Source organism: Maricaulis virginensis (assembly GCF_027922185.1).
GTDB lineage: Bacteria > Pseudomonadota > Alphaproteobacteria > Caulobacterales > Maricaulaceae > Maricaulis > Maricaulis virginensis.
The window spans coordinates 311334-338153 of sequence record NZ_BSFE01000002.1 but is presented as its reverse complement, the minus strand read 5'-3'; the positions used below and the strand labels follow the sequence as shown (position 1 = coordinate 338153).

Annotated in this window: 28 protein-coding genes and 1 tRNA gene; 20 read left to right on the top strand and 9 right to left on the bottom strand. The window is 65.9% G+C overall.

The genetic code is table 11. From position 1 onward, the window contains the following. Positions 1–61 precede the first annotated feature (61 nt). From PKE71_RS05090 to PKE71_RS05065, 6 genes are all read left to right on the top strand, one after another. Entirely contained in the window at positions 62–1855 is a 1794-nt protein-coding gene (locus PKE71_RS05090; RefSeq protein ID WP_271185881.1) for a tetratricopeptide repeat protein, read from the top strand. Continuing rightward, the gene (locus PKE71_RS05085) at positions 1855–2826 is read left to right on the top strand and encodes a glycosyltransferase (RefSeq protein WP_271185880.1); all 972 of its coding nucleotides are present in this window, start codon (positions 1855–1857) and stop codon (positions 2824–2826) included. Before PKE71_RS05090 ends, PKE71_RS05085 begins: the two co-directional genes overlap by 1 nt. An 83-nt stretch (positions 2827–2909) precedes the next feature. Then, complete coding sequence (locus tag PKE71_RS05080) at positions 2910–3869, top strand: sulfotransferase family protein (RefSeq protein ID WP_271185879.1); 960 nt, start codon at positions 2910–2912, stop codon at positions 3867–3869. Then, the gene (locus tag PKE71_RS05075) at positions 3866–4915 is read left to right on the top strand and encodes a carboxylate--amine ligase (protein WP_271185878.1); all 1050 of its coding nucleotides are present in this window, start codon (positions 3866–3868) and stop codon (positions 4913–4915) included. The genes PKE71_RS05080 and PKE71_RS05075 overlap by 4 nt, the downstream gene beginning before the upstream one ends. After that, complete coding sequence (locus tag PKE71_RS05070) at positions 4912–5640, top strand: cytidylyltransferase domain-containing protein (protein WP_271185877.1); 729 nt, start codon at positions 4912–4914, stop codon at positions 5638–5640. Before PKE71_RS05075 ends, PKE71_RS05070 begins: the two co-directional genes overlap by 4 nt. Beyond that, the gene (locus tag PKE71_RS05065) at positions 5640–6557 is read left to right on the top strand and encodes an N-acetylneuraminate synthase family protein (protein ID WP_271185876.1); all 918 of its coding nucleotides are present in this window, start codon (positions 5640–5642) and stop codon (positions 6555–6557) included. Before PKE71_RS05070 ends, PKE71_RS05065 begins: the two co-directional genes overlap by 1 nt. Positions 6558–6579: 22 nt before the next feature. Here the strand turns inward: PKE71_RS05065 and PKE71_RS05060 are convergent, their stop codons facing one another. The 3 genes from PKE71_RS05060 to PKE71_RS05050 all read right to left on the bottom strand — a co-directional run bounded on the left by PKE71_RS05060 (position 6580) and on the right by PKE71_RS05050 (position 9285). Continuing rightward, positions 6580–6888: a GIY-YIG nuclease family protein gene (locus PKE71_RS05060; RefSeq protein WP_271185875.1), complete on the bottom strand. Its 309-nt coding sequence runs from the start codon at positions 6886–6888 to the stop codon at positions 6580–6582. 789 nt (positions 6889–7677) lie between these two features. Beyond that, a complete protein-coding gene (locus PKE71_RS05055; RefSeq protein WP_271185874.1) occupies positions 7678–8391 on the bottom strand; it encodes a cupin domain-containing protein in 714 nt (237 codons plus the stop codon). A 99-nt stretch (positions 8392–8490) separates the two neighbouring features. Next, positions 8491–9285: a glycosyltransferase family protein gene (locus PKE71_RS05050; RefSeq protein ID WP_271185873.1), complete on the bottom strand. Its 795-nt coding sequence runs from the start codon at positions 9283–9285 to the stop codon at positions 8491–8493. 100 nt (positions 9286–9385) lie between these two features. On the opposite strand from PKE71_RS05050, the gene pseG reads away from it, so the two are divergent. From pseG to PKE71_RS05010, 8 genes are all read left to right on the top strand, one after another. Then, a complete protein-coding gene (gene pseG / locus PKE71_RS05045) occupies positions 9386–10462 on the top strand; it encodes a UDP-2,4-diacetamido-2,4,6-trideoxy-beta-L-altropyranose hydrolase (RefSeq protein ID WP_271185872.1) in 1077 nt (358 codons plus the stop codon). Continuing rightward, on the top strand, positions 10449–11024 hold the full coding sequence (pseH, locus tag PKE71_RS05040; protein ID WP_271185871.1) for a UDP-4-amino-4,6-dideoxy-N-acetyl-beta-L-altrosamine N-acetyltransferase: 576 nt from the start codon (positions 10449–10451) through the stop codon (positions 11022–11024). The genes pseG and pseH overlap by 14 nt, the downstream gene beginning before the upstream one ends. A gap of 4 nt (positions 11025–11028) precedes the next feature. Then, positions 11029–12108 carry a pseudaminic acid synthase gene (gene pseI, locus PKE71_RS05035; RefSeq protein WP_271185870.1) on the top strand — a complete coding sequence of 360 codons (1080 nt, stop codon included), beginning with the start codon at positions 11029–11031 and terminating at the stop codon, positions 12106–12108. 51 nt (positions 12109–12159) lie between these two features. After that, a complete protein-coding gene (locus PKE71_RS05030) occupies positions 12160–13041 on the top strand; it encodes an AAA family ATPase (protein ID WP_271185869.1) in 882 nt (293 codons plus the stop codon). A gap of 77 nt (positions 13042–13118) precedes the next feature. After that, positions 13119–13577 (top strand): hemerythrin domain-containing protein, encoded by a 459-nt coding sequence (locus PKE71_RS05025; RefSeq protein WP_271185868.1) that lies wholly within the window; start codon positions 13119–13121, stop codon positions 13575–13577. A gap of 91 nt (positions 13578–13668) precedes the next feature. Then, on the top strand, positions 13669–14844 hold the full coding sequence (locus tag PKE71_RS05020) for a vWA domain-containing protein (RefSeq protein WP_271185867.1): 1176 nt from the start codon (positions 13669–13671) through the stop codon (positions 14842–14844). A 69-nt stretch (positions 14845–14913) separates the two neighbouring features. Continuing rightward, complete coding sequence (locus PKE71_RS05015) at positions 14914–15471, top strand: DUF1131 family protein (RefSeq protein ID WP_271185866.1); 558 nt, start codon at positions 14914–14916, stop codon at positions 15469–15471. Continuing rightward, positions 15468–15971 (top strand): hypothetical protein, encoded by a 504-nt coding sequence (locus PKE71_RS05010; RefSeq protein WP_271185865.1) that lies wholly within the window; start codon positions 15468–15470, stop codon positions 15969–15971. The genes PKE71_RS05015 and PKE71_RS05010 overlap by 4 nt, the downstream gene beginning before the upstream one ends. A gap of 158 nt (positions 15972–16129) precedes the next feature. Here the strand turns inward: PKE71_RS05010 and PKE71_RS05005 are convergent, their stop codons facing one another. Next, complete coding sequence (locus PKE71_RS05005; RefSeq protein WP_271185864.1) at positions 16130–16753, bottom strand: glutathione S-transferase family protein; 624 nt, start codon at positions 16751–16753, stop codon at positions 16130–16132. Between the two features lie 151 nt (positions 16754–16904). On the opposite strand from PKE71_RS05005, the gene PKE71_RS05000 reads away from it, so the two are divergent. Next, positions 16905–17222 (top strand): chorismate mutase, encoded by a 318-nt coding sequence (locus tag PKE71_RS05000; protein WP_271185863.1) that lies wholly within the window; start codon positions 16905–16907, stop codon positions 17220–17222. Here PKE71_RS05000 and PKE71_RS04995 read toward each other — a convergent pair. Then, entirely contained in the window at positions 17219–17557 is a 339-nt protein-coding gene (locus PKE71_RS04995) for an Hpt domain-containing protein (RefSeq protein WP_271185862.1), read from the bottom strand. The genes PKE71_RS05000 and PKE71_RS04995 overlap by 4 nt on opposite strands. Positions 17558–17748: 191 nt before the next feature. Between PKE71_RS04995 and PKE71_RS04990 the strand changes: the two genes are divergently transcribed. From PKE71_RS04990 to PKE71_RS04980, 3 genes are all read left to right on the top strand, one after another. Further along, a complete protein-coding gene (locus PKE71_RS04990) occupies positions 17749–18849 on the top strand; it encodes a Vgb family protein (protein WP_271185861.1) in 1101 nt (366 codons plus the stop codon). A gap of 110 nt (positions 18850–18959) precedes the next feature. Next, positions 18960–19035 (top strand) — tRNA-Lys (locus PKE71_RS04985). A 129-nt stretch (positions 19036–19164) separates the two neighbouring features. Continuing rightward, positions 19165–20301, top strand: coding sequence for an alpha/beta hydrolase (locus PKE71_RS04980; RefSeq protein WP_271185860.1), 1137 nt, complete (start codon positions 19165–19167; stop codon positions 20299–20301). An 84-nt stretch (positions 20302–20385) separates the two neighbouring features. Here the strand turns inward: PKE71_RS04980 and PKE71_RS04975 are convergent, their stop codons facing one another. The 4 genes from PKE71_RS04975 to PKE71_RS04960 form a co-directional block, all read right to left on the bottom strand. Next, on the bottom strand, positions 20386–22083 hold the full coding sequence (locus tag PKE71_RS04975; RefSeq protein WP_271185859.1) for a methyl-accepting chemotaxis protein: 1698 nt from the start codon (positions 22081–22083) through the stop codon (positions 20386–20388). Between the two features lie 73 nt (positions 22084–22156). After that, the gene (locus PKE71_RS04970) at positions 22157–24172 is read right to left on the bottom strand and encodes a TonB-dependent receptor plug domain-containing protein (RefSeq protein WP_271185858.1); all 2016 of its coding nucleotides are present in this window, start codon (positions 24170–24172) and stop codon (positions 22157–22159) included. A 29-nt stretch (positions 24173–24201) separates the two neighbouring features. Next, on the bottom strand, positions 24202–24711 hold the full coding sequence (locus PKE71_RS04965) for a hypothetical protein (protein WP_271185857.1): 510 nt from the start codon (positions 24709–24711) through the stop codon (positions 24202–24204). 225 nt (positions 24712–24936) lie between these two features. Beyond that, positions 24937–25410 (bottom strand): MarR family winged helix-turn-helix transcriptional regulator, encoded by a 474-nt coding sequence (locus tag PKE71_RS04960; RefSeq protein WP_271185856.1) that lies wholly within the window; start codon positions 25408–25410, stop codon positions 24937–24939. A gap of 84 nt (positions 25411–25494) precedes the next feature. On the opposite strand from PKE71_RS04960, the gene PKE71_RS04955 reads away from it, so the two are divergent. Beyond that, the gene (locus PKE71_RS04955) at positions 25495–26142 is read left to right on the top strand and encodes a fumarylacetoacetate hydrolase family protein (RefSeq protein ID WP_271185855.1); all 648 of its coding nucleotides are present in this window, start codon (positions 25495–25497) and stop codon (positions 26140–26142) included. Further along, positions 26139–26786: a maleylacetoacetate isomerase gene (maiA, locus tag PKE71_RS04950; protein ID WP_271185854.1), complete on the top strand. Its 648-nt coding sequence runs from the start codon at positions 26139–26141 to the stop codon at positions 26784–26786. The genes PKE71_RS04955 and maiA overlap by 4 nt, the downstream gene beginning before the upstream one ends. Positions 26787–26820 lie beyond the last annotated feature (34 nt).

Below are 26820 nucleotides of genomic sequence, written 5' to 3'. Positions count from 1 at the left end.
GCAACTTCTTAAAGCGAATCCCGGCCCTGATGCGAGGAAAACAAGGACAGGTTTGTTGATCATGACCCACGCGCCCGCGCTGGATCTGGATGCGGAACTCGCCGCAGACGCCGAAGTCGAGAAGAACGAGGCCCGCGATGCCGTCCCGCTGGACGCCACGTCCCTGCAGCTCGACAAGACCGCCCTGCGCATCCCGGCGAGCCGCCGCCGCGACTATCAGAAGGTCGTCGCCCAGGCGAAGCGGGCCCTGAAACTCTCCGCCGAGAACCAGCATTCCGAAGCGGCGCGTATCGCCTACAAGGCGGTCACGCTCGCGCCCGACCTCGCCCTGACCAATCACGTCATGGGTCTGATGCTCTACCGGCTGGGCCGCCTGTCGCGCTCGCTCGATTTCTTCGAGGCCGCCTGGAAGATCGACCCCCAGGATGCGGAAATCTACCAGAAGCTCGGCCTGGTCGCCTGGAAGCTGGACATGCTGCCGGCCGCCGAGAAATTCTACCGCCTCGAATGCCAGCTCGCGCCGGGCAATCCCAACGCGATCATCAACCTGGCCGGCGTGCTGCGCGACCAGGGCAAGTTCGAGGAAGCCATCGAACTCCTGCGCACCGCGATCTATGCGCACCAGGAGAATTACGAGCTGTGGAACTCGATGGGCACAGTGCTCAACGATGCCGGACGGCCGCTCGAGTCCATCACCTTCTATGAAGAAGCGCTGCGCCTGAACCCGGGCTATGGCCGCTCCCACAACAATATGGCGAACGTCTACGAGCTGCTGGGCGAGCCGGAAAAATCCCTGCCGCACTACGAGATGGCGCTGAAGGATCCGGCCGACGAGATGGAAGAGGCCTCGATGCGCCACTCCCGCTCCATGGTGCTCTTGGCCTGCGGCAGGCTGGAGGAAGGCTGGGCCGCCAATGCCGCCCGTCTCGACCCGAACCGTGCCCAGGCGACACTCTTCACCATCGACGCGCCCATGTGGGACGGCGTCGACCCGGCGCAGATCCGCGGCAAGACCCTCGTCCTGGTGGGCGAACAGGGTCTGGGCGACGAAGTCCTGTTCATGAACACGGTGAAGGACCTGATCGAGGCCATCGGCCCGGATGGCGAGCTGCGCATCGCCTGCGAATACCGCCTGATGCCGATCGTCAAACGCTCCTTCCCGCAGGCCGTCGTCGGTCACCACATGTCGGCCACCGTCGAGGGCCGCGAAGTGCGGGCCGTCCCGAAGATCGGCGACGGTGCCGATTTCTGGACGCCGATGGCGACGCCTCTGCGCGCCTTCCGCAACCGTATCGAGGATTTCCCGTCCGAGCCCGGCTTCCTGAAGGCCGATCCGGCCGACCAGGCTGCCTTCCGCAAACAGCTCGACAGTTTCGGCGAGGGCCTCAAGGTCGGCATTCTCTGGAAGTCGCTGAAAATGGATCCGCGCCGCTCGCGCTTCTTCTCGGCCTTCGATGCCTGGGAAGGCGTGCTGCGGGTGCCGGGCGTGCAGTTCGTCAACCTGCAATACGGCGAGGTCGAGGACGAGCTCGAACTGGCCGGCAAGCGCTTCGGCATCACCATCCACCAGCCGCGCGATATCGATCTGAAGATGGACCTCGACAAGGTCGCCGCCCTGTCCAGCGTCTGCGATCTGGTGATCGCACCGATGAACGCCACCTCGAACCTCGCCGCCGCTTGCGGCGGCAAGGTGTGGTTCGTCCATGCCCGCTCCAGCGCCTGGACCCTGCTCGGCACCGGCCAGCAGCACTGGTATCCGCAAAGCCGCTCCTTCTTCGGCACCGGCTTCCAGGACTGGGACAACACCATGCGCAAGGTCGAACAGGCCCTTGCCGAAGAGGCAGGAGCCCGCTGATGAACCCGTCCCTCCCAGGCCGCACCGCAATTCGCGCCGATGGCGGCGGGGAGATCGGCCTGGGTCATGTCATGCGCTGCAGCGCGCTGGCCGGGGCCTTCAACGCACTGGGCCAGCGCCCGCTCTTCATCACCGCCACACCGGAATACCTGCCGGCCGGGCTCGACGCCGTCGCCGATATCCGCTGCCTGGACGGCGATGAGACCGGGGCCAGCCTGACCGGCTATCTCGCCAGCGCGGGCACCGCGCTGCTCGTCGGCGACTGGCAGCAGGTCGATGCCGCCCTCGTCGCGGCCGTGCGGGCATCCGGCATCCTGACCGTTCTGGTCGGCGGCCGCACCGATGGCGCCACGCCCGACCTCCTGATCCGCCAGACCCTGGTCGCAAGCGCCTCCGGGCCGGCCATCCCCGTGCTCGACGGTCCCGAAGTCCTGCTGCTGCATCCCGATTATGCCGGCCTGCCGCCGCGCGAGATCGCGCCGCAGGCGCGGCGCGTCCTGGTCAGCCTGGGCGGCACCGACACGCCGCTTCTCGGCACGATCGAACACGTGCTCGACCGCCTGTCGATCGCGCACGGCCTGCAGGTGGAAATCCGCCGCCCTGCCGCGCGGCCCGGCATGCCGCCGCGTCTGCGGCCGGCGCTGGAGAAGGCCGATATTGGCATTCTTGCCGGCGGCACCACGCTGCACGAGGCGGCCGCCACCGGCCTGCCGGTGATCTGCGTGCCCATTGCCGGCAACCAGGCAGAGCGCGCAGGCCAGGTCGAACCGCTGGGCCTGGGTCTCACCATCGCGCCGGGCGAGGCTTTCGACGAACGCCTGTCGGCGGCGCTGGAGGCCCTGATCCCCGATGCGGAGCGCCGCGGCGCCATGGCACGCGCCGGTCAGGCGCTCGTCGACGGACGGGGGGCCGAGCGCGTGGCACGCCAGCTGATCGAACGCGTCCTGCCGGCCGGTGCGGCGATGCAGTAGTTTCTCAAGATCCGACGGGCGCTCCCGTGCCCGGTTCCACCCCTGATCCGACCGTCCTGACCAAGCCCATCGAAGAGCCCCGCGTGACCGACCCGAGCGATAATCAGACCGACAAGCCCCGCGAGGTGTGGCCGAACTTCCTGGTGATCGGCGCGCCGAAATCCGGCACGACCTCGCTCTACCACTATCTCAGCCAGCACCCGGACATCTTCCTGTCCAGGGTCCGCAAGGAAGGCCGTTTCTTCTCCGGCGTCGGCGACGGTTCGGTCTACTGGCCCGGCTTCTATCATTTCGACACCGCGCCGACGGTCGAGGCCTACCAGGCCCTGTTCGCGGACTATGACGGCGCGGCGCGCATCGGCGACGTCTCGCCGGACTATTACGCCTACGCCCCCATCGCGGCACCGCGGGTGATGAGCTATTGCGGCCCCGCCACGAAGATCATCGCCATCCTGCGCAACCCGGTCGACCGGGCCTATTCCCACTATCTCCAGAATGTCCGCCGCGACGCGGAATTCCTGTCCTTCGCGAAGACGCTGGAGGTCGAGCCTCAGCGCGTGGCGCAAAACTGGGGCTTCCAGTGGCTCTACACCGGGACCGGCCGCTATGCCGGCCGCCTGCGCCATTATGCCGGCCGGTTCGACACGCTGATCCTGCTGCAGGACGAACTCGACCGCGACGGCGAGGCCGTCATGAAACGCATCTTCCGCTTTCTGGAACTCGATCCCGTGCCGGTGGCGATGGAGAAGCGCTATAATACCGGAGGCATCCCCGCCTCGAAAATCCCGATCCTCGAGGGCCTCTGCGACGATCGCGCGGACACGCCGTTCGAAACCCTGCACGCCGAACTCGTCGCGCCGGTCAGCGGCATTTCGGGCGCGACCTCGGCCGATGGCGTCTATCCGCCCATCCAGCAGGACAAGGTCACCGTGCCGCCCATGGCCCCGGCCATCCGCGCAATGCTGGAAGACCGTTTCGCGCCGGAAATCGCCGCCCTGGAAGACCTGATCGGCCGGGACATCCCGGACTGGCGGCGCGCATGAAACTGTCCGAACTCTCCACCGGCGTGCTGGTCACCGGGGTCGGCGCACCGCCGGGTCTGGGCACGCTGCGCTCGCTGCGCCAGGCCGATGCGGATCTCAAACTCGTCGCTGCCGACATCAATCCGCTCGCCGGCGGGCTCTACGAGCCCGGCGCCGGGCGCTGCGTCCTGCCGTCGGCCGGCAATCGCGAGGCCTATCTGCACGCCGTTCGCGAATTGTGCGCCCTGCAGGGCCTGGACACGATCATTCCCGGCTCCGAGGCCGAAGCCGCCGCCCTCGCCCCCGTCGCCCGCCAGTGGGAAGCCGAGGGTCTGCGCGTGCCCGTGCCCGATCCGGACGTGCTCGAATTCGGCATCGACAAGGGCAAGCTGCTGGCACGCGCTGCCGAAGCCGGCCTGCCCTGCCCCGTCACCCTGCAGCCGGAAGGCCCGGCCGATCTGGACGCCTGGACCGGCGGTTTTCCCTGTGTGGTCAAGCCGCGCTGCTCGCGCGGGGCCCGCGGCGTCTCCTATCCGCAGGATATGGACGCATTGCGCCGGATCTGGGCCGATACCGCTGAGGAACACGGGTCCTGTGTGGTCCAGACCTATATCCCCGGCGGCGCCGACACGGTCTACACGATCGGCTCGCTGTGGGATCGCGGCGAACTGATCGTGTCCACCCTGCACCGAAAACTTCAGACCAACCCGCCCACGGGCGGCGTCGCTGTCGCGGGCGAAACCGTGGTCGACGAGGCGCTGCGCGATGCCGGCCTCGCCGTGCTGCGTGCCAGCGGACCCTGGCACGGGCTCGCCGCCGTCGAGCTGAAACGCCCGGCGCCGGGCGAACCGGCCTTCCTGCTGGAGATCAATCCGCGCATGTGGGGCTTCGGCTATCTGATGACCCTGGCCGGGCTGAACGTGCCGGCCCTGCTCGTGCGCATGCTGGCCGGCCGGGAACACCTGGCAGGCCATATCCCGTCAACCTTTCCGCCCTACGCTCCCGCGCGTATGGTTCGTACCTGGCAGGACATTGCGCTCCCGCCGCTCCAGGAGGGTGATACGTGACCCGTACCGTCGCCGTCATTCAGGCCCGCACCGGCTCCAACCGGCTGCCGGGCAAGGTCCTCGAACCGATCGAGGGCGCAACCTCGCTGCTCGCCTATCAATGCCGCCGCCTGCGCCATATTCCCGGCATTGACGAGCTGGTGATCGCCACTACGGAAAACCCGGATGACGACGCCCTGGTCGCGCTGGGCGAGGCCGAAGGCCTGCGCGTCTTCCGCGGCTCCGAGCATGATGTGCTCAGCCGCTTTCTCACCGTCGCCGACGCCACGCTGGCCACCACGCTGGTGCGCATTACCTCCGACAGCCCGTTCCGCGATCCGGCGGTGATCGAGGCCTGTGTCGCCGCGCATCGCGCCCACGGCGCGGAATATACCCGCCCGGCCGACGGGCATCTGCCCAAAGGGCTGCGCGCCGAAGTGGTCGAGACCGCCGTGCTGCGCCAGATCGCCGACGATCCGGCGACCACCGACCGCGACCGCGAACACGTCACCCTTCGCATCCGGGAAAACCGCGAGGCCTACCGCATTCACACCGTCACCTTCCCGGAAAACCTTCATCGTCCGGAGATCGACCTGTCGGTCGACACGCCCGCCGATCTGGCCAGTGCCCGCGCGGTCCTGGCCGAACTCAACGCCCGCAACTGGCCCGTCGACACGGTGCATATCTGCCGCCTGATGGACGAGAAGCGCGGTCCGAACGCCAGCCTGGAAAGCCTCGCCTCCTGATGCCCCATATCGATATCATTGCGGAAATCGGCTCCAATCATGGCGGCGATCTCGACACGGCCAGACGCTATATCGAGGCCGCCGCCCGCGCCGGCGCCGATGTCGCCAAATTCCAGACCCTCACCCGCGACGGGTTGATCGCCCGCTTCGTGCGCGATCCGCAAAGCGGCGAGATCGTCGCCAATCCCAGGCATGCCGCTTTCTCCAATGCCGGCCTGCCGGACGCGTGGCACGCCCCGCTGAAGGCCTGCTGCGAGGACAATGGCATCGAATTCATGTCGACGCCCTTCTCGCTGGAGGCCGTCGATCTGATGGAGGGTATCGGGGTCAAGCGCTACAAGGTGGCCTCGGGCGACCTCACCTTTGTCCCGTTGCTGGAGAAGCTCGGCCGCACCGGCAAACCGGTCATCCTGTCGACCGGCGCCGCCTATCTCGACGAGGTCGAGGACGCCGTCGCCACGCTCAAGCATGCCGGTTGTCACGACATCACCGTGCTGCATTGCGCCGCCAGCTATCCGCCCGGCTGGGACGACATGAACCTGTCCGCCATCACCAAGCTGAAAACCGCGCTGGGCCGTCCGGTCGGCCTGTCCGATCACTCGCCCGGCCACACCGCCCCCATCGCCGCCGCCGCGCTGGGCGCCACGGTGATCGAGAAACACGTCACCTTCGACCGCTCGCTCGACGGGCCGGATCATCCTTTCGCGATGGAATTCGACGAACTCGCCGCCATGATCGCCGATCTGCGCATCCTGGAAGCCGCCCTCGGCGATGGCGAGAAAAAGCCCGCCCCCGGCGAAATCAACCGCCGCCGCAACCTCCGCCGCGGCCGCTACGGTTCCGACGGCAAGCCCGACGCCGAAGGTGATGTCTGGCTGCGCCCCCAATGGGAGCCGGACGAGCGGGCGGGGAAGTAGGCCCAGACCTCGCCAATCCCCCTCAATCGATGGGCGCCCACATCTGGATGCTCTCGTAGATATCCTCCCAGTCGGGATTGCTCGCTTCGATGAGATTGATTTTCCAGGCCCTGTGCCAGTTCTTCAGGCGCTTCTCGCGCTCGATGGCGCACCCGAAGTCCTGGTGGAACTCGCACCAGACCAGGCGATGGACCTTGTACTTGCGAACGAAGGCCGAGCCCTTGCCCTGCTTGTGCAGCATGACCCGCGTCGCGATGTCGCCCGTCACGCCGACATAGAGCGTCCCGTTGCGCTGGCTGGCCATCATGTAGACACACGGATGTCTGGCCATGCCCCGTTTGCTCCCGGTGATCGTTGTTACGATGGTAGGGGGTGGCGAACGGCACCGGCGTGACCGGCATCATACTGACCCCGCTATTTTTCCGTCATCCCGACGCCCGCCTTCGCGGGCGCAGGCTTCCGTCGGGACCCAGTTCATAAAGCGAGCTGGAGCCAGGTCTGGCGCTATCCCGCCTTTCGATCTGGGCCCTGACCTTCGTCAGGGTGACGCTCTTTGGGGGCGAGGTTCAACACGGTTGCGGCAGTCGCTGCGGCTTCAGGATCAGCGAGACCGCCCCCCCACACACCGTCATCCCGATGAAGATCGGGACCCAGTTCACAAAGCGAGCTGGAGCCAGGTCTGGCGCTATCCCGCCTTTCGACCTGGGCCCTGACCTTCGTCAGGGTGACGCTCTTTGGGGGCGAGGTTCAACACGGTTGCGGCAGTCGCTGCGGCTTCAGGATCAGCGAGACCGCCCCCCACACACCGTCATCCCGATGAAGATCGGGACCCAGTTCACAAAGCGAGCTGGAGCCAGGTCTGGCGCTATCCCGCCTTTCGATCTGGGCCCTGACCTTCGTCAGGGTGACGGACGTTGAGGGCGAGGTTCAACACGGTTGCGGCAGTCGCTGCGGCTTCAAGATCAGCGAGACCGCCCCCCCCACACACCGTCATCCCGATGAAGATCGGGACCCAGTTCATAAAGCGAGCTGGAGCAAGGTCTGGCGCGACCCCGCCTTTCGACCTGGGCCCTGACCTTCGTCAGGGTGACGAAAGAAGAAAGGTGAGGATCAATGCCCCCTACTTCGTGCGGATCGCGTCGATCTTTGAAGCAGACACACCCTCGACCATGGTGCGGTTGATCATGGGGTGGTTTTCGTCCTGCGGACCGAAATCGCTGTCGGGGTGGTAGGCGATGACGCGCATCTCGCTGCCGGCGGTGCGGAATTTGTGGTGGCCTTCATAGGGGATGCGGAACATCACGCCGGGTTTCAGCGGGATGATGCCTTCCGGGGTCTCGCATTCGCCCTCGCCGGAGAACACCACGCCGATCCGGTCGGACGGGTGGGTGTGCGAGGTCTGGTCGATGCCCGGCGGGAAGTAGAGAAGATTGAGGCAGGGATCGCCCATCTTCACCGGCGCGATCAGCAGGCTGTCCGTGCAGCCATCGATGTATTTCAGACGCCCCTGCGGCTCGACCGGACCGCCGACCATGAAGAAGGCCTGGTGGTGCTCGCGCGCCATCACGATGCCCTGGCCGCCTTTGACCGAGAGCACATTGTTGGCTGAGAAATACATGCCCGTGCCCAGCGTGAAGGTGCCGGACGCCGTCGTCAGCTCGGCCGGGCCTTGCTGGACGAAGCCGAAGAAGGCCGTATCCGTCGCATCGAGCGCCAGCCTTTCACCGTCCCAGGCATAAAGCGTGGTCGGGAAATTGGGATCGCAATCGGCGACCTTGCCGGTCGTCCACTCGAAGGCGAAGAAATTCCGGGTCCGGGCCATCCCGTCAGCCATCGCTGCACCTCGTCGGTTCGGCACCCCGAATCACCTGGCGCCATATCTAGAATTGCCAGCAGGGTCGGGTGTGTCGGTGAACAAATCCTTTCGCCCATGCTAGCGCACAGGCGGCGTCGCACCAGCGGGCAGATAGTCGCGGACAATGGCGGCAGGACGCCGGATATCCGGGCGCGCCGGATCGGCATGCACGGCATTGATCGCCACCAGGTCCGGCGCCTTGCGGCAAAGCTCTGAAAGCGCGGGAAAATCCAGCTCTGCCGCCGCCTCGCCCGCCCGTTCGAACACGGCCCGGCAAAAGGCGAGATCGGCCGGATAGTCCAGCGTCCAGCGCCAGTTCGCGGCCTCGCCGCCAGGCCCTTCCAGACAGGCGAGTTTCAGGCCCGGCCGGTTGCGGATCCAGGCCGTCACATGTTCACGGTCGGCCGGATCGGTCGCTTCCGCATCGGCCCGCTCCAGCCAGGCCGTGGAGACGATCTCGCAATCCAGCCCGCGCGGAAACCCGGGCAGCAGCGTGTTGTTGGCATAATCCGCCCCGCTCTCGCGATAGAGCGCGATCAGCTGGCCGGCCATGTCCGGATCGATGAAGGGGCAGTCGCTGGTGATCCGAACCACCGCGTCCGCATCGACCATTTTCGCGGCCCCCAGATAGCGCGCCAGCACGTCCTGCTCGGAGCCGCGGAACACCGCGACACCGGCCCGGCGCGCCGCATCGGCGACGGGATCGTCGGCCTCGCCTTCGGGAATAGCACAAATCACATGATCGGCAGCCGCGATACGCCGGCAGCGGTCGAGCACCCGGTCCAGCACGCACTTGTCACCCAGCGGTTCGAGCACTTTGCGCGGCAGCCGGGACGAGCCGGCGCGGGCCTGGACGATGACGGCGAGCGTCATGGCTTATCCTCCATCCGGACCACCCAATCTTCGCGCCTGCACCTAACGGCGCATTAACGCGTCCGCCCCCATTCTGCACCATGGTATTATCGGGCTCATCATGACACGCCACGCCCCCCGCATCCTGTTTCGCGCCGACGCCTCGCCCAGCCTGGGCGGCGGACACGTGATGCGTTGCCTGGCACTGGCGCGCGCCCTGTGTCACCCGATGTCGCACGAATGGGGCACCAATGTTGCCTTTGCGTGTTGCGAAGGGACGCTGGATGCAGCACCTGCGCTGGCCCGTTCGAACCTTCCCGTCACTACCGCACGAAGCGAAGCGGACTTCGATTTTCCGGCCGACTGGGGCGGCCGTGCCGACGCGATTTTCGTCGATCTCTACACCTCGACCCGGGCCGACGAGACCCGCATGCGCGACCGCGCCGGTATCATCGCCGTGATCGAGGACCTGCCCGAACGCACGCATGATTGCGACCTTCTGGTCGACCCCATGCCCGGCGGCAGCCCGTTCGACTATGCCGGACGCGTCCCCGGCGATTGCAACATCATGGCCGGCGGCGCCTTTGCCCTGGTGCGCAGCGAGTTCGCCGAGCAGCGCCAGCGCGCCCTCGACCGCCACTTCAACCCGGGCCCGGTCAAACGCATCCTGGTCTCGATGGGCCTGACCGATCTGGGCGGCATCTCCGAACCGGTTGCCCGCCTCGCTCTGGACACCCTGCCCGAAGCGTCCGTCGAGGTGATCCTGGGGCCTCGCGCGCCCAGCCGGGCGGCGCTGGAAGCCCTGTGCCGCACCGAGCCGCGCCTGACGGTTCATGTCGATATCGACGATATGGCGCAGCGCATGGCGAAGGCCGATCTCGCCATCGGCGCAGGCGGCGGCACGGCGCTCGAGCGCTGCGTCGTCGGCCTGCCCAGCATCGCTGTCGTGCTGGCCGGCAACCAGCAGGAGATGACCGGTCTCTTGGATACCGACGGCGCCCTGGCCGCCATTGCCAGTCCGGAAGACGTGCTTGCCGAACTGCCCGGTCTTATCCGCCGGCTGGAACGCCCGGCCGCGCGGGCCCGCATGGCCGAACGCGCCGCCGCCGTCTGCGACGGGCGCGGCGCGCAGCGGGTCGCCCGGGCCCTGGTCGAACGGATCGAACGCCAGCGGGAGGCCGGTCATGAACCCGTTTGATCCGCTGCCGGAAAAGCCTGTCCTCACAGACGGCGCCATCACCCTTCGGCCCGCCACGATGACCGATATGTGGCCTGTCCATGGCTGGCGGAACGGGCCGCATGTCCGCCGCAACATGTATACCGACCATCCGATCGAGCCCTGGGAACACCAGACCTGGTACCGCATTGCCCTGGGCGACCCGGAGCGGGAAATCCGCATCATCCAGTGCGATGGCAGGGATATCGGCGTCGTGATCCTGTCCGGGATCGATCCGCGCCAGCGCTCGGCCAGCTGGGCCTTCTATATCGGCGAAGCGGACCTCACAGGACGCGGCGTCGGCAGCGCGGTGGAACGCCTGGTCATCGACCATGCCTTCACCACGCTCGGCCTGGAGACCCTGCGCTGCGAAGTGCTGGAATTCAACGCACCGGTGCTCGGCCTGCACCGCAAGTTCGGCTTTGAAGAGACAGACCGCATCGAGAACCGCGTCCGCCGCGACGGCCGTCCGGTTGCGGCGATCTGTCTGGAACTGCAACGCGACCGCTGGGCCGGTGATGCCCGGCAGCAGGCAACGGGCTGAGCCGATGAAACCCACCTCCTTCGATATCGCCGGACGCCTGGTCGGCCCCGACCATCCGCCCCTCGTCATCGCCGAAGTCTCGGCCAATCATCTCGGCCGGATCGACCGCGCGCTGGAAACGATCGAGGCGGCCGCCGCCTGCGGCGCACATGCGATCAAGATCCAGACCTATACCGCCGACACGATCACGATCGATCATGACGGCCCCGGTTTCCGCATCGAGGACGGTCTGTGGAAGGGCCGCACCCTGCACGAGCTTTACCGCGAGGCCGAGACGCCGTTCGAATGGCATGAAGCCCTGTTCGCCCGCGCTGCCGAACTGGGCGTGCCGATCTTCTCGACACCCTTCGATCACACCGCCGTCGACCTGCTCGAAAGCCTGGGCGCCCCTGCCTACAAGATCGCCAGTTTCGAGGTGACCGACCTGCCGCTGATCGCCCGCGTGGCGCAGACCGGCAAGCCGATCATCCTGTCGACGGGCATGGCAAACCTGGCCGAGATCCACGACGCGGTCCGCACTGCGCGCGAACACGGAAATACCGGCCTGGCGCTGTTGCACTGCCTGTCCGCCTATCCCGCGCCGATCGAGGAAGCCGACCTGCGCACCGTGCCGCATCTGGGCGAGAGCTTCAGCGCGATCCCGGGCCTGAGCGACCACACACCCGGCACCGCCTGCGCCGTCGCGGCCGTCGCCCTGGGTGCCCGGGTGATCGAGAAACACTTCACCCTGTCGCGCGCCGATGGCGGACCGGACAGCGCCTTCTCGCTGGAGCCGGACGAGATGAAGCGCCTGGTGGAGGATTGCACCGCCGCCTTCCAGGCCCTCGGCCGCGTGCGCTACGACCTGGCCGGCTGCGAGCGTGGCTCGGTGATCTATCGCCGCTCGCTCTACGTGGTGAAGGATATCAAGGCCGGCGAGACCCTTACGCCGGACCATGTGCGCTCGATCCGGCCCGGTCACGGGCTGGCGCCGAAATGGTATGGCGAGGTGATCGGCCGGCCGGCGACACGCGCCCTGAAGCGCGGCGAACCGCTGGCCATGGACATGGTCGACTGGAACCGATCTGCATCCGCATCAAAATAATCGGTATGGCGGGACTACACGGCGGCGCCCAGACGCGCTAAGTCGGCAGTCATGCGTTTCGAAGGTACAGATCAATACGTCGCTGACGACGAACTGAGCGCTGCGGTCAACGCTGCAGTGGCTCTCGAGCGTCCGCTGCTCGTCAAGGGCGAGCCGGGCACGGGCAAGACCGAGCTGGCCAAACAGGTCGCGCGCGCCATGGGCATGCCGCTGATCGAATGGCACATCAAGTCGACCACCAAGGCCCGCCAGGGCCTCTATGAGTACGACGCCGTCGCCCGCCTGCGCGACAGCCAGCTGGGCGACGACCGCGTCCACGACATCAACAACTACATCCGCCGCGGCAAGCTGTGGGAAGCCTTCACCGCGCCGGAGCGCTCGGTGCTGCTGATCGACGAGATCGACAAGGCCGATATCGAATTCCCCAACGACCTCCTGCAGGAACTCGACAAGATGGAGTTCCATGTCTACGAGACCGGCGAGACGGTGAAGGCGGAGACCCGCCCCGTCGTCATCATCACCTCGAACAACGAAAAGGAATTGCCGGACGCCTTCCTGCGCCGCTGCTTCTTCCACTTCATCGCCTTCCCGGACGAGGAAACGATGAAGAAGATCGTCGAGGTCCACTTCCCCGGCCTGAAGGGCCGTCTGCTCGCCGACGCGCTGAAACTCTTCTACGACATCCGCGACGTGCCGGGCGTGAAGAAGAAGCCGTCCACCTCGGAATTGCTGGACTGGCTGAAACTCCTCCTCGTCGAGGATGTCGACCCGGCCGTGCTGACCGAACGCGATCCGCGCAAGCTGATCCCGCCACTCCACGGCGCGCTCCTGAAGAACGAGCAGGACGTCATGCTGTTCGAAAAGCTCGCCTTCATGGCCCGCCGCGGCCCGGGTGGCGCCGGCGGCGGCCCGCGGGGTCCGGGCGCGGCTTAGACCGTACGGCCAAACGGAACGCCTCCCCCTCGCGCGCGTTGCTTGCATATCGATCAACACGCGCGAGGAGGTTTTTCATGACCGATATTTTCGACCGGATCAAACAGGACCACGACAAGGCCCGTGAGCTGATCGGCCAGATCGAGGACACGACCGACCGCGCGGCCAAGACGCGCCAGGAGCTGTTCGACCGGTTCAAGCTGGAACTGTGGACACACAACAAGGTCGAGGAAGCCACCTTCTACGCCAGGCTGGAGCAGAAGGGTGACGAGGACGAGAGCCTCGAGGCCAAGAACGAGCACCACATGATCAACTCGCTGATCGAGGAGCTCGATACCATGCCCAAGGACAATACCGAGTGGGGCCAGAAGTTCCACGCCCTCGCCGAACTGCTCGACCACCACATGGAGGAAGAGGAAGGCGAGTTCTTCACGCTTGCCCGCAAGGACCTCTCCGACAAGGAAGCCGAGGATCTCGGCCAGCGCTTCGACAGCCGCAAGAAGGTCGTGAAGCCGGCCCTCACGCCGGTCGACTAGGCTTGGACTGGCGGGCGGAGGAAGACGCCGGACGCGCGGCCTCCGCCCTTGCCTATTGAGCCTGCCCCGGCGCGCGCCTAGTTTGCACGGTATGTTGCATCACTTCTTCACCGAACTGCGCTCTGCCCGGATTCCCGTCACCACACGGGAATATCTCACCCTGCTCGAAGCGCTCGACAAGGGCGTGATCGAGCCGGAGATCGGCCATTTCTATTCCGTCAGCCGCGCCGCGCTGGTGAAGGACGAGAAGGATTTCGACAAGTTCGACATGGTCTTCTCGCACGTCTTCCAGGGCGTGGAGACGCTGACCCAGATGTTCGGCGAGAAGGAAATCCCCGACGAGTGGCTGGAAGCCATGATGCAGCGCCTTCTGACCGAGGAGGAAATGGCCGAGCTGAAGGCCATGGATTTCGACGAGCTGATGGAGACGCTGAAGAAGCGGCTCGAGGAGCAGGAAGAGCGTCACGAGGGCGGCTCCAAGTGGATCGGTACGGGCGGCACCTCGCCCTTCGGCCATTCCGGCTATAATCCGGCCGGCGTGCGGATCGGCGGCAAGAGCCAGCACAGGCGCGCCACGAAAGTCTGGGAGCAGCGCCGCTACAAGGATCTGGACGGCGACCGGGAGATCGGCACCCGCAATCTGAAAGTCGCCCTGCGCCGGCTGCGCAAGTTTGCCCGCGACGGCGCCCATGAAGAGCTGGACCTGGACAACACGATCAGCGCCACCGCCCGCCAGGGCTGGCTGGATGTCGTCATGCGTCCGGAACGGCGCAATGCGATCAAGGTGCTCGCCCTGTTCGACGTCGGCGGCTCGATGGATCCCCATGTGAAGCTGTGCGAGGAGCTGTTCTCGGCGGCGCGCTCGACCTTCAAGAACCTGGAATATTTCTACTTCCACAACTGCCCCTATGAGGGCGTGTGGCGCTCCAACCTGCGCCGGCGCACCGAGACCGTGCCGACCATGGATGTGATGCACAAATACCCGCACGACTGGAAGGTGATCATTGTCGGCGACGCCGCCATGGCGCCCTACGAGATCACCCATGAAGGCGGTTCGGTGGAACACTGGAACGAGGAAGCCGGCGCCACCTGGCTGCAGCGTATCGTCGACACCTGGCCCCACCTGATCTGGATCAATCCGACGCCGCAGAAATGGTGGGAGCATTCCTACTCCACGCGTCTGGTACAGGAAATCATCGGGGCCGACCGCATGTTCCCGCTGACGCTGGAAGGCGTCGACGAAGCCATGAAGGAACTGGCGCGCTAGGCCTGCGCTTGATGCCGTGGCTCCCCTGTGCAATCCAGACCGCTGCCTACAGCGCAAGGGGGGCGCTTCATGACGATCTCAATCATCCGCATCCTGCCCGCACTCGCGGTCACGGCATTTGCCGCTGCAGCCTGCAGCAGCGGTGAAGCCGCGGAACGCTGGAGCGTATCCAACAGCCAGATCGGCCCGGTGACAGCGCGCACCGCGTTTGACCGCGACACGCTGGCCGGCCTCCTGCCCGGCTTCGACGTGGCCGAGGCGGAAGCCTGGTCGGAAGGCATGGCCTATCCGGTCATCGAGGCCCGGCGCAGCACCGGCGGCGAGGCCGAGATCGTCTTCGACGGTGAAGGCGAGCGCCTGCTGGCTGTACGCATACGCGCCGGCGGGCTGGTAGAGGCCTCAGCCGATATCGGCGATACCGCCGGCGAAGCGGGCCTTGTCGGCCCACTCTGCGTGGCCGGCATGGAAGAGCGGTCCGGCGATGTGCATTGCGACGACCCGGACATGGCAGGCCTGTCCTACTGGATATCGGTGGACTATGCCGGGCCCGACGGAACGCTGCCGCCGGCCGACATCATCGCCGGCGGGAGCGTCTACGAGATTGTCTGGCGGACAGTCGGGAAATGACGGCCGATACGTGGATGTGGTCGCGCGCGGCGCTGGGCCCCTTCACGTATGAGACGCCCTTCCGCGAAGAGCGCTTCGCGGCACATTTGCCGGGCTACACCTTCCGGACCGTCGATCCCGAACCCGGCAGTCCGCCCGGCGCGCGCCGGATTGCGGCCACCCCGCCCGGTGAAGAAGCTCCGACCATCGACTTCCTCGGCCATGACGATGTGCCCGGCCTCGTCTCCATCCGCGTCCGGGAACCGGGACGCATCGCCAATGCCTGGCATGTCGGCAGCCGCTTCGGTGACACGCTTCTGCGTCCGGACGACTGCTTCGCGACCCATGAGATCCCCGGCCGTGAAGCCGACCTTTTCTGCAAGCAGGCCGGCGAACCGGACGGGCCGGTCTACTGGTTTCGCACCCGCATAAGCGATCTGGAGGGTCTCGTTCCCGACGAGGCCGTCATACGGGACAGCACCCTGTATGAAATCGGCTGGGTCGCCTTCGGTCCCGGCTGATCTCTGTTGACTTTGAAAGTCATTCGCATAAAAGAGGCACACTGAATGTCGCCTGTTGAGCGCGCGTGGATTTTCCGGACCTGCCCCCAGACAGGGCCGGAACGGGTGCCGGACCGCGTCCGAGTCCGGTCCGGCACCCGCAAATCCGGCATTCCAGCCTAGCCCAGCGGGCTCATGCGGCCGTCATCCATATCAATGCCGATTTCCTGCTCGACCCGCGCCACCCAGGAGCGGACGCCGAGGAATTCGTCCAGATCGAAGCCGCCCTCATCCGCCACCCGGGTGTAGGCAACCAGGGCAATATCGGCGAGGGTCACCTGGTCGCGCACGATGAAGTCGCGCGACAAGAGACGCATTTCCATGACGCCCAGGGCCCGCCGGCCCTTCGCCATGAGATCGGGATCGATCTCTTCGTCGGGCGTGTTCATGAAGGCCTTGCGGAAGCGGCGGACCGCGATGAAGGGCTCGTGGCTGTACTGTTCCCAGAACATCCATTCCAGCATCTTCGCCTGGTCGAACTCATCGTCCGGGATCAGCGCCGAGCCGCGTGCGAGGTGGAAGATGATCGCGTTCGACTGGGCGAGGATACGCCCGTCGGACCGCTCGAGGCAGGGCACCTGCCCGGCCGGATTGATGGCAAGAAAGTCGTCGGACCGGGTCTCGCCCTTCACGACGTCGATCTCGTGCCAGTCATAGTCCAGACCGAGATAATCCGCGGTCCATTTCACCTTGAGACAATTGCCGCTGCGCCGGTCGCCATAGATCCGAACGGGTTGAGACATGACAGGGACTCCCTCGTGCTGGATGGCACCATAGCGCCACCGACGGCGATGGCGAGCCCTGCCGGGACGGTTTTCACCACCTCTGACAGCTGACGGCTTGGGACTGGCGGCGCGCCCGCCTATAAGGAACGAAACTTCGCAGGGTTGCCCGATGAGCTCAGTGTCGACCTCTCCCCTTTCTCCGGAAGACTGCCGCACCATGGCCGAAGTCCGCGACGGCGTGGATGCGCTCGACCGGGAGCTGGTCGGCCTGATCGCAAAACGCGCCCGCTACATGGAAGCAGCAGCCCGCATCAAGCCGGACCGCAACGCCGTGCGCGATGAATGGCGGATCGAGGATGTGGTGTCGAAAGTGAAGGCCGAAGCGAGCCGCGTCGGCCTGTCGCTCGACATTGCCGAGCCGGTCTGGCGCGAACTGGTCGAGCGCTCGATCGCCTACGAGTTCCAGATCTGGGACAAGACGCGCTAGCGCGGCACGCGGAACGCCGTCTCGGTCTCCTGGAAGCAGCGTTCAATCGCCAGACGCGCGCCTGGCCAGGCCGATTGGGGCTGGTGTTCGGCGGCTTCGCACACATCCGCCAGCGCAAACGCGCCAACGCCGCGCGCGGCCCCTTTCAGCGTATGCGTCGCTGCCTGCCAGGCCGTCTCGTCACGTGCATCGGCCATCAGGCTGATACAGCGGACCGCCTGTTCGCACATCAGCCCCAGCAGTTCGGCCGTCAGCGCCTCGTCACCGCCGGTATAGCGGTCGAGATGGGCCTGGTCGAACAAGGGCCGGTCGGAGAGTTTCCTGTCAGCAAGCATGCGGACCTTGTAGCCGGCCAGTCTTAACAACGGCCTTCATTGCCAGACAGTGCGGTCCGCGAATTGCGGTCACGGTGAACAGCGCGTTGAGGTTCGCGCCGGACGCGAATTTTCCGCCCTTGCCAGGAGCGATTCGCCTTGCAGCCAACACCCTCCCGCTTTTAGTGTTCGCCGCAAACGGGAGAAGACCTATGCGCCACACACTCACGCCGCTTGCCGTCCTCGCCAGCCTGACCCTGATGGCCTGCTCCCAGGATGCGCCCGCGCCAGCGGATGACGACGCCGCCGGAAGCCTGCAGGAGAGCCGGTCTGCAGAAGATCCCACACCGGTCGAACCCGCCGCCGAGGAGGCGGCCGGGGAAGAGACGGCGACCGCCAGCATCGATATCGAGGAATGGGACGTGCCGTGGGAGGGCCGCCCGCGCGATCCCTACACGCTGGACGGCCAGACCGTCTGGTTCGTCGGCCAGCAGAATTCCTACATTGGACGTCTTGATGTCGCCTCCGGCGAGATGGAGCGGATCGATCTGCGCGAGGGCGCGGGGCCGCACAATCTGATCGTCGCGCCGGACGGTGACGTCTGGTATGCCGGCAATCGCGACGCGCATATCGGCCGCTATGATGCCGAGACCGGCGAATTCGAGATCATCGACACGCCGGCGGACACGGCCCGTGACCCGCACACCCTCGTCTGGGACGCCAACGGCGATATCTGGTTCTCCAGCCAGCAAGCCAATTCGGTCGGCTTCCTCGACGTGTCGGAGCGCACGGTTGAGATCCTGCCGGTACCGACCGAGGGCGCCCGCCCCTACGGCATCAAGATCGCGCCGGACGGCACGGTCTGGGTCGCCCTGTTCGGCACCCACAAGCTGGCCTCGATCGATCCGCAGACCATGGGGCTGACCGAGCATGACCTGCCGCGCGAGGACAGCCGCCCGCGCCGCATCGGCATCACCTCGGACGGCCGCATCTGGTATGGCGATTACAATGGCGGCTATCTCGGCGTCTACGATCCGCAGAGCGACAGCGCGACCGAGTGGGAAATGCCCTCGGGCGAAAACGCCCGCCCCTACGCCCTCGCCGTCGATGGCCAGGACCGGATCTGGTTCGTCGAAACGGGTGTCGATCCCAACTGGTTCGTCGGCTTCGATCCGGCCAGCGAGAATTTCTTCTCGGTGACGGCCGTCCCGTCCGGCGGCGGTGTCGTGCGCCACATGCAATACCTGCCGCAGACCGGTGAAATCTGGTTCGGTTCGGACATGGGAACGATCGGGCGCGCTCAGGTCGAATAGTCGGCAGTTCACACAGCCCTGCACCTCGCGCATGCCTGCCATGTGCGGAGCGCGCAAGGAGTGACTTGATTTTGTCACGATCCTGCGTATTTTCCGCGCTCCCGACCGGCGCGCCTATAGCTCAGTTGGTAGAGCAGCTGACTCTTAATCAGCGGGTCCAAGGTTCGAATCCTTGTGGGCGCACCAACACTCTTCCTCGTTTTCCCGGAAAAGCGGGTTATCCCGTCCCCGCGCGGTCCGGCTTGACGTTGCCACGGCGCGCGCAAATGCCTAGGGATGCGGCTTCGCCTGCTCTGCCCCCGAGGAAAGTCCCGCATGCCCTCCCTTGCATCGCCAGCCCGCCTGCTCGGCATCGTGCTTGCCGTCCTGACGATGACAACCGCCTGTGCCTCCAATCCGGCACGCCTGCCGGTGGTCGACCCGGGCGAAGCCAAGGGTAGCGACCAAACCGTTTTTGTCGCCACGACCCGCACCCCGTCAGACGATGCGGCGATCCGCTTCGGCCCCGGCCGCGGCAACGACCTCTACTTTGCCGAAGCCGGCGTGTGGGTGCCGCACAATCGCGAACCCGGCAGCGTCAACCTGCCCTCCCGTCACGTCAATCCGGCCCGGGAATTTGCGCTGACGGGGTTCGAGACCCTCGCCGACGGGAGCGACTTTGTCGGCCGGATCGACGAAGCCCTCGCCCCGATCGCGCTGGACGAACGGCGCATCTTCCTGTTCGTGCACGGCTTCAACACACCGTTCTCCGACGGGCTGTATCTCAATGCCCAGGTGCTCAATGATTTCGGGATCCCCGGCGTCGGCGTCCACTATGCCTGGCCCTCGGCCGGACGTTTGCCCGCCTATCTCTATGACCGCGACAGTGCGCAGTTTGCGCGCGACGGACTGGCCGAAACGCTGACCATGCTGGCCGATACGCAGGCCATGGGCATTACCATCCTGGCGCATTCCATGGGGTCTCTGGTGACGATGGAGGCCCTGCGCGAACTCAGCCTGCGCGGCCGCAGCGATGTACTGGAAAAGATAGACCCGGTCATGCTCGCTTCCCCTGACATCGACTTCGATGTCTTCCGCATGCAGCTCGCCTCGCTCGACCCGCCGCCCCGGCACCTGGCCGTGTTTTCCTCCAGCCGCGACCGCGCGCTCTTCCTGTCGCAGCAGCTTCGCGGCGGCGGCCATCCGCGCATCGGATCCGGCGCCTACCGCGATGAACTCAACGCGCTGGGCGTAGCCGTGATCGACCTGTCGCCCATCGCCGATGGCCGCGGTTTCATCAACCACACCACCTTCGCCAGCTCACCGACCCTGATGCGTCTGTCCTCGAGCGGCGTTCTCAACGACGCGCTGATGGGCGAGTCGACCCATGTGCGCTCGACCGGTATCGGCGTGCTGACCGATCTGGCCGCCCGGATCATCTACCTGCCCGCCCGCGCCCTCGGCGAGCGCTGAGCCCGTAAAACAAGAAGGCCCGGACCGGGAGGGGAGCCGGTGCCGGGCCTTCAGCGTTGCAAGGCGACTTCAGGAGGGGGGAGATCAGCCGGCCTTGCGAACCTCCGTCAGGAAGCTTTCCACGGTCTTGTTGAGGCGCTCGGCGCGCTCGGACACGGTCTGCACGGCCTGCAGCACGTCCTGCGACGCCTCGCCGGTCTGACGGGCCGAACGCGACACCGCGTCAACATTTTCCGACACCGAGCGGGCGCTGGTGGCGGCCTGTGACACGGAAGACGAGATTTCCCGCGTCGAGGCACTCTGCTCTTCCGCGGCTGCCGCGATGGCAGCCGAAGTCTGGCTGATTTCGCCGACCGCGCGGGTCACGTCCTCGATCGAGGCCGACGAGGTTGCCGCCGCATCCTGGATCGCCTGGATCCGCTCGCGGATATCGTCCGTGGCCTGGGCGGTCTGCGCCGCCAGCGACTTCACTTCCGACGCCACGACAGCAAAGCCCTTGCCGGCCTCGCCCGCACGGGCGGCCTCGATGGTCGCATTGAGCGCGAGCAGATTGGTCTGCTCGGAGATGTCGTTGATCAGCTGGACGACCTGGCCGATCTCCTGTGCCGCGGTGCCGAGATTGCCGACCACGGTGCGCACGCTCTTGGCGCGCTCATCGGCCTGCGACGCCATCGTCGAGGAGCCCTGGATCTGCTGGGTCACTTCCGCGATGGAGGCTGACAATTCTTCTGCCGCAGCCGCCACGGATTCCACGTTGGACGAGGCTTCCGAGGCGTAGGACGCCATCTGGTCGCTCTGCTGCGAACCTTCAGATGCGGCCTGCGACAATTGCTGGGCGATCGCCGCCATGCCGCTGCAGGCTTCGCTGACTTCACGCAGCATCGCCCGGACATCGGCATCGAAACCGTGCGCCAGCTCGTTCAGGCGGGCGGCACGGCGCTCATTGGCTTCCGCCTGGGCGCGCGTATCCGCTTCCAGCTGCTCGGCTTTCAGGCCGTTGTCACGGAAGCGTTTGAGGCTTTCCACCACGGCCCCCAGCTCGTCCGAGCGCTGCAGCGCATTGATGTCGAGCGAGTAGTCGCCGGTCGCCAGGACTTCCGTTGCGTCCGCAATCGTCCGCACGGATTTCGCGGTCCGGCGGCCGAAGAGAACGGAAACCGCAATCAGGCCCGCACCGGCAATCACGACCAGCGAAAGGAAGATCGCGATCGAGGTGTTCGATGTGCGCTGAGCAGCGGCGACATCCTGCCCGGAGAGTTCGGCCGCGTGTTCGGCGAGTGCCGTGAGATCGGCATTGATACCGTCGAACACCTCGTCGAAAGGCTGCAGGAAGGCCACCGAGCTGGCAAAGTCGAGTTCCAGCATCTGGCCGACGAAGTCCAGCGCGTCCTTGTAGAGCGCGAGCTGTTCGACCAGTTCGTTGATCGTATCGCCGCGCCCCGCCTCTTCGGCGAAAGGACGCAGGGTCTCGATGCTGTCGGACAGACTGTCCACCCGTCCGGCCACGGCCTCGAAGCCGGCCAGGACATCGACACTGTCGCCGGCAGCCTGCCGCGTGACAATGCTCAGAACGTCGGCATTGATGGCTTCCAGCCGGGCCTGGAATTCGGTCAGCCGCAGCCCGGCACTCATGTCGCCGATGACGGCGTCCTGGGTGTGCGACGCATTCATAAGCGCCCAGGTCCCCAGACCCGCAACGCCGGTCAGCGCCAGAATGGCCGCGATCGGTGCAACCGCAAACGATTGCGCGATCGAAAGACTGAAACGAGATGCCTTGCCCATATTCCCTCTCCTCTTCCGGTGCCCACCGGATGGCCGTCCCGCCGCACACCCGTGCGGCGGGACGCAGTCACCGCTAGAAACCTGCGCGGAGTGACAACCAGAAACGCGATTCAGTTAACGTATTGGCATTGGTCTGTTCACCATCGCCAAAATTCGCGTTCTGGGCGTTCAGCGCGACCGACAGGTGGTCGTTGATGACGTATTCGCCGCGGAAGGAGGCGGAGATCACGTCGTCAACAGACACGCGCGACACGGCTCCGAAAGCCGGCTGCATCGGCACATCGGTGCTGGAGACATAATTGACCAGCACATCGGCGCGGAAACGCTCGCCGGTCCAGCCGACACGGGCATTCGCCAGATGGCTCGGCGTGGCGCCCTCATAGTCGCGCACCGTGTTGACGCCGAAGGGCGAAAGATCGTCCTCGACGGACTGGAGCGTGTAGTTCACCGACCAGTTCCACGGACCTTCCGGATTGCCGTTGAGCGTTACCTCTGCACCCGTCGTCGCCGTGTCGCCACGGTTTCCGAACAGGAAGACCGGCGCATTCACGGCCGGCGGGAAGAGATCCGGCACCGGACCGAAGGCACCGCGGTCCTTCTCGGTCTCGTGGTAGAAGAGCGCTGCGCGCAGATCGACGGCGGGCGACAGAGACCGGTCATAGGCGATCTCGTAATTGGTCACGATGGCAGGTTCGATATTCGGGTCGCCGGAGATGACCAGCGTATTGCCGCCCACCGTTACCGGCAGGCCGAAACCGATGTCGAACATCGTCGGCGCCAGCACGCCGCGGCCCGTCGAGAAGCGCATCGTGCCGCCGAATTCCGGACGCCAGACGAGCGCGGCATTGTAGCTGAACTCCTCGATCGTGACGTCATAGTCCTCCTGCGAGAACGGGTAGAGCGCCGGATCGAGATCGCCGTCACGGCTCCAGTCCACATGGTCGTAGCGGCCGGCCAGGGTCAGCTCGATGCTGTCGGAGAACTTGCGGCTCCACATCGCCGATGCGGCAAGGGTCTCATAGCCGAAATCGCCATTGCCCGGAGCCGGGAAGGAGTTGGACTCGCCGTCGCGATACTCGGCCGACAGACGGATGGTGTTGCGCGTTCCGACCTTGAACAGGTCTTCGATCGCAAAGGCCGTCAGCGAGGTCTCGTTCAGGCCGAAGCTGTAGAGCACCTCGACCTCGTTGCGGAAGCCGGAGACCGTCAGGAAGCCCAGATCGGTATCGGCTTCGACACCGGCGCGATAGGAGGTGATCTCGTATTCGCTCTCGGCGGCCAGCGCGATGCTGGTGCTTTCCACCTGGTTCACTTCGGAATGCGTGAATTCGGTGATGAGGTTCACCTTGTTCGTCAGGGCGAAGCGGCCTTCCAGAGCCAGCGTGTCGCGGGAGAACTCGACATCGCCGAAGCCGGCCGCACCGGTATTGCCCGGATAGCCGGCGAACTCGTCGGCGCGGGTCGAGCCCAGGCTGAAGCGGACCGAGGCACGCTCGCCCAAGCCGTAGGCGGCAACCAGCGACAGGTCGGTATAACTGTCCGTGCCGCCATCGACGTGCGCGGTGGCGTAGTTGCCGAGTTCGGGGTTGCGCGTGATGATGTTGACGACGCCGGACACGGCGTTGAAGCCGTAAAGCGCCGACTGGGCGCCCTTCACCACCTCGATCTGCTGGATCTCGTCCAGCTGGACCGGCAGGGTCGCCCAGGCGGTGTAGCCATAGCTGTCCAGATAGACTTCACGGCCGTTCACCAGCACCAGAAGGCGCGGCGTATAGCCCGTCGCGGCACCGCGGATATTGACCTGGCCGTCGCCGAAGCCGTAGCGGGTCACGTCCATGCCGGCATAGTGGCGCAGGATGCCCGGAATATCGCGTTCCGGGAAACGGCGGATGTCCTCGCCGGTGATGATCACCATCGTGGCGGGAACGTCGGAAGCGCGCTGCGGTGCGCCCGTGGCACCGGCCGTGACCGGCTCGCCGAACAGCTCGCTCATCGCCGTGTAGTCGAGGGTTTGAGCCGAAGCGCCGGCCTGCCAGGCGAGACCGGCCACCAGTGCAGAAATGGAAGTGGTAAGAATTTGCTTTTTCATGGTCGTAACTCTTCTGGATCCTGTCCGGTCTAGATTTCTTCAATCATCATCGCGAAGGCGGCCGCGAAGGAGACCGACGAGGCATCGGCGGCACCGCGATTGACAACGATGCGGACCGACGGGGCGCTCTGGACGCCCATCACGCACTGGCCGCTCTCGACGCAGCCCATATCGGTGGAAACGGTCATCACGCCGGCCGAGCTGGCGGCGGAGAAGACGCCGGCATCGCCGGACGCCGAGCCCAGGAGGACCGCGGCGTGGGCGCCGGACAGGCTGCCCGCATCGGCCATCGGAACGAGGCGCGCATTCAGCGTGACCCGGCCAGCTGACAGGCCGCCGGACATGGCGCCGGCGAGAGCCTGCGCTTCGGCTTCACTGGCGCCGTCATAGACGATCGCGACCGTACGCTCGGATCCCGAGACGCCTTCCATGAAGCCCAGCGCACGGCCGATCACTTCGAGATCGCGCTGGGAAGTCTCGGCAAAAACCGGAGATGAAATGAGAGCGCCGGCGAGTGCCGGCAGAATCAGAAAACGCATTAAGGCCCCTACCCTGTTCTATGGGGGACGCCACGCGGCGCCGCTTGAGGGCCAGACCTAGAGCCGGCTTCTTAACAGAAGGATGTCAGCCGCTCATAGGTTATTACAGTTTTCAATAATTGCGTTTCTAATTCTCGAAGTCACATCAGGCAAAACAAGCATAGATGGTCAATGATAACCAAAACGTGCGTCCAGCATTTGGTTACCATAAAAACCGGTTTCGATTCAGGACCGGGACAGAGCGTCGGAGCGCTGACGCAACCGATCCAGCAATCCTGCCAGAACCTCGATCTCGCGTTGGGAAAACTCCGACAGCAAGGCCGCTTCCTGCGCCAGCGCGACCGGTGCGATTTCATCATAGACACGCCACCCGTCGGCCGTCAGATGCAACATCCGTGACCGCCGGTCGGCGGCGTGGTTCTCGCGCTCCACCAGTCCGCGCCCTTCCAGGCTGCGCACAGCCCGTGACACCGACACCTTGTCCATGGCCGCACTGTCGCTGATCGCCTGGGCCGTCATCGGCACGCCCTCACCCAGGATCGCGATCACGCGCCATTCCCAGATCGTCACACCGAACTGGTCCTGGTAGGCGCGGGCAACAAGCCGGCTGACGAGATTGGATGTGACGGCGAGGCGATAGGGCAGATAGTCCTGCAGGCGCAGGTGCGACGGGGTATCGGGCACGGTCGGACGGGTCATGCAGCAGTCCTGCAACACAGGGCCGTGAGCCGCAAGCGATTGTTGTCTCGACGACCGGGCACGGCTCGCGCTATTTCAAGCGCCATGACCGACTTCGTGACGCCGCCTGCCCGGCCCCGCCTTGCCATCGACGGCGACAGCCGTTCCTTCCCGGTTGCCCGTGTCTTCTGCATCGGCCGCAATTATGCCGATCACGCAAAGGAGATGGGGGCGAAGGCCGAAGCGATCTTCTTCATGAAGCCCGCCGACGCCGTGACACCGGACAGCACCATCGCCTATCCGGCCGAGACCGCGGATCTGCACCATGAAGTCGAACTGGTGCTGGCCCTGGGCGAAGGAGGTGCCATCGTCGCCAGCGGCGTCGGGGTCGATCTGACCAAGCGCGACCTGCAGGCCCGGCTGAAGGAAAAGTCCGCACCCTGGGAAATCGCCAAGGCGTTCCGCAACAGCGCGCCCGTCGGCACCCTGCGCGCCGGACCGCCGCCGGCGTCCGGTGCGATCGGCCTGTCGGTCAATGGCGAGACCCGGCAATCGGGCGATCTGGACCAGATGATCCTGGCGCCGGATGCGCTTCTGGCCGAGCTGGGCCGCTTCTTCACGCTCGGCGCCGGAGACCTCGTCTTCACCGGCACGCCGGCCGGCGTCGGCCCGCTCAAGGCGGGCGACACGGTGAAGGCAGAGATCGCCGGCCTGCCGGTGCTGGAATTCTCCATCCCGGAGGCCCGCTCATGACCACGACGCTTTATGGCTACTGGCGCTCAAGCGCCGCCTATCGCCTGCGCATCGCCCTCAATCTCAAGGGCGTTGCCTATGAGCAGGTCTCGATCAATCTGAAAGACGGCGAACAGAATGGCGAGGACTGGCGGCGCATCCAGCCGCAGGGTCTGGTGCCTGTGCTGGAGCATGACGGCCAGCGCCTGCTGCAATCGCCGGCCATCCTGGAATGGATCGAGGAGACCTGGCCGCAGCCGGCGCTGCTGCCCTCATCCGCGCAAGCGCGCTGCCTCGTGCGCGGCTGGGCGTCGGTGATCGCCTGCGACATCCATCCGGTGCAGAACCTGCGCATCCTGAAGGCCATTGCCGGCGATCTGGGCCAGGGCCCGGAGGGCATGAAGGCCTGGGCCCAGCGCTGGATCGGTTCCGGTCTGCAATCGCTGGAGACCATGGTCGCCGCACACCCGCGCACCACCCCCTTCCTGCACGGCGATGAACCCGGTCTCGCTGAAGTGTATCTGGTGCCACAGATGTACAATGCCCGCCGGTGGGGCGCCGACATCTCGAACTGCCCTACCCTGCTGGCGGCGGACGAAGCGGCACGGGCTCTGCCCGCCTTCCGGGACGCCGAACCGGAAAACCAGCCGGACGCCGAAGTTTAGAGCAGGCCCCTTTCCTGCGGAAACGATCCTGCTC

Excerpts from the sequence above, each read along its gene's own strand:
- PKE71_RS04965 (WP_271185857.1), bottom strand. The coding sequence starts at position 24,711 with ATGCGTTTTCTGATTCTGCCGGCACTCGCCGGCGCTCTCATTTCATCT.
- PKE71_RS04970 (WP_271185858.1), bottom strand. The coding sequence starts at position 24,172 with ATGAAAAAGCAAATTCTTACCACTTCCATTTCTGCACTGGTGGCCGGT.
- PKE71_RS05055 (WP_271185874.1), bottom strand. The coding sequence starts at position 8,391 with ATGGCTGACGGGATGGCCCGGACCCGGAATTTCTTCGCCTTCGAGTGG.
- PKE71_RS05060 (WP_271185875.1), bottom strand. The coding sequence starts at position 6,888 with ATGGCCAGACATCCGTGTGTCTACATGATGGCCAGCCAGCGCAACGGG.
- PKE71_RS05030 (WP_271185869.1), top strand. The coding sequence starts at position 12,160 with ATGCGTTTCGAAGGTACAGATCAATACGTCGCTGACGACGAACTGAGC.
- PKE71_RS05015 (WP_271185866.1), top strand. The coding sequence starts at position 14,914 with ATGACGATCTCAATCATCCGCATCCTGCCCGCACTCGCGGTCACGGCA.
- PKE71_RS05000 (WP_271185863.1), top strand. The coding sequence starts at position 16,905 with ATGAGCTCAGTGTCGACCTCTCCCCTTTCTCCGGAAGACTGCCGCACC.
- PKE71_RS04990 (WP_271185861.1), top strand. The coding sequence starts at position 17,749 with ATGCGCCACACACTCACGCCGCTTGCCGTCCTCGCCAGCCTGACCCTG.
- pseH (WP_271185871.1), top strand. The coding sequence starts at position 10,449 with ATGAACCCGTTTGATCCGCTGCCGGAAAAGCCTGTCCTCACAGACGGC.
- pseI (WP_271185870.1), top strand. The coding sequence starts at position 11,029 with ATGAAACCCACCTCCTTCGATATCGCCGGACGCCTGGTCGGCCCCGAC.
- PKE71_RS04955 (WP_271185855.1), top strand. The coding sequence starts at position 25,495 with ATGACCGACTTCGTGACGCCGCCTGCCCGGCCCCGCCTTGCCATCGAC.
- PKE71_RS05065 (WP_271185876.1), top strand. The coding sequence starts at position 5,640 with ATGCCCCATATCGATATCATTGCGGAAATCGGCTCCAATCATGGCGGC.
- maiA (WP_271185854.1), top strand. The coding sequence starts at position 26,139 with ATGACCACGACGCTTTATGGCTACTGGCGCTCAAGCGCCGCCTATCGC.
- pseG (WP_271185872.1), top strand. The coding sequence starts at position 9,386 with ATGACACGCCACGCCCCCCGCATCCTGTTTCGCGCCGACGCCTCGCCC.
- PKE71_RS05020 (WP_271185867.1), top strand. The coding sequence starts at position 13,669 with ATGTTGCATCACTTCTTCACCGAACTGCGCTCTGCCCGGATTCCCGTC.
- PKE71_RS04960 (WP_271185856.1), bottom strand. The coding sequence starts at position 25,410 with ATGACCCGTCCGACCGTGCCCGATACCCCGTCGCACCTGCGCCTGCAG.
- PKE71_RS04975 (WP_271185859.1), bottom strand. The coding sequence starts at position 22,083 with ATGGGCAAGGCATCTCGTTTCAGTCTTTCGATCGCGCAATCGTTTGCG.
- PKE71_RS05010 (WP_271185865.1), top strand. The coding sequence starts at position 15,468 with ATGACGGCCGATACGTGGATGTGGTCGCGCGCGGCGCTGGGCCCCTTC.
- PKE71_RS05090 (WP_271185881.1), top strand. The coding sequence starts at position 62 with ATGACCCACGCGCCCGCGCTGGATCTGGATGCGGAACTCGCCGCAGAC.
- PKE71_RS05005 (WP_271185864.1), bottom strand. The coding sequence starts at position 16,753 with ATGTCTCAACCCGTTCGGATCTATGGCGACCGGCGCAGCGGCAATTGT.
- PKE71_RS05075 (WP_271185878.1), top strand. The coding sequence starts at position 3,866 with ATGAAACTGTCCGAACTCTCCACCGGCGTGCTGGTCACCGGGGTCGGC.
- PKE71_RS04995 (WP_271185862.1), bottom strand. The coding sequence starts at position 17,557 with ATGCTTGCTGACAGGAAACTCTCCGACCGGCCCTTGTTCGACCAGGCC.
- PKE71_RS05025 (WP_271185868.1), top strand. The coding sequence starts at position 13,119 with ATGACCGATATTTTCGACCGGATCAAACAGGACCACGACAAGGCCCGT.
- PKE71_RS05085 (WP_271185880.1), top strand. The coding sequence starts at position 1,855 with ATGAACCCGTCCCTCCCAGGCCGCACCGCAATTCGCGCCGATGGCGGC.
- PKE71_RS05050 (WP_271185873.1), bottom strand. The coding sequence starts at position 9,285 with ATGACGCTCGCCGTCATCGTCCAGGCCCGCGCCGGCTCGTCCCGGCTG.
- PKE71_RS04980 (WP_271185860.1), top strand. The coding sequence starts at position 19,165 with ATGCCCTCCCTTGCATCGCCAGCCCGCCTGCTCGGCATCGTGCTTGCC.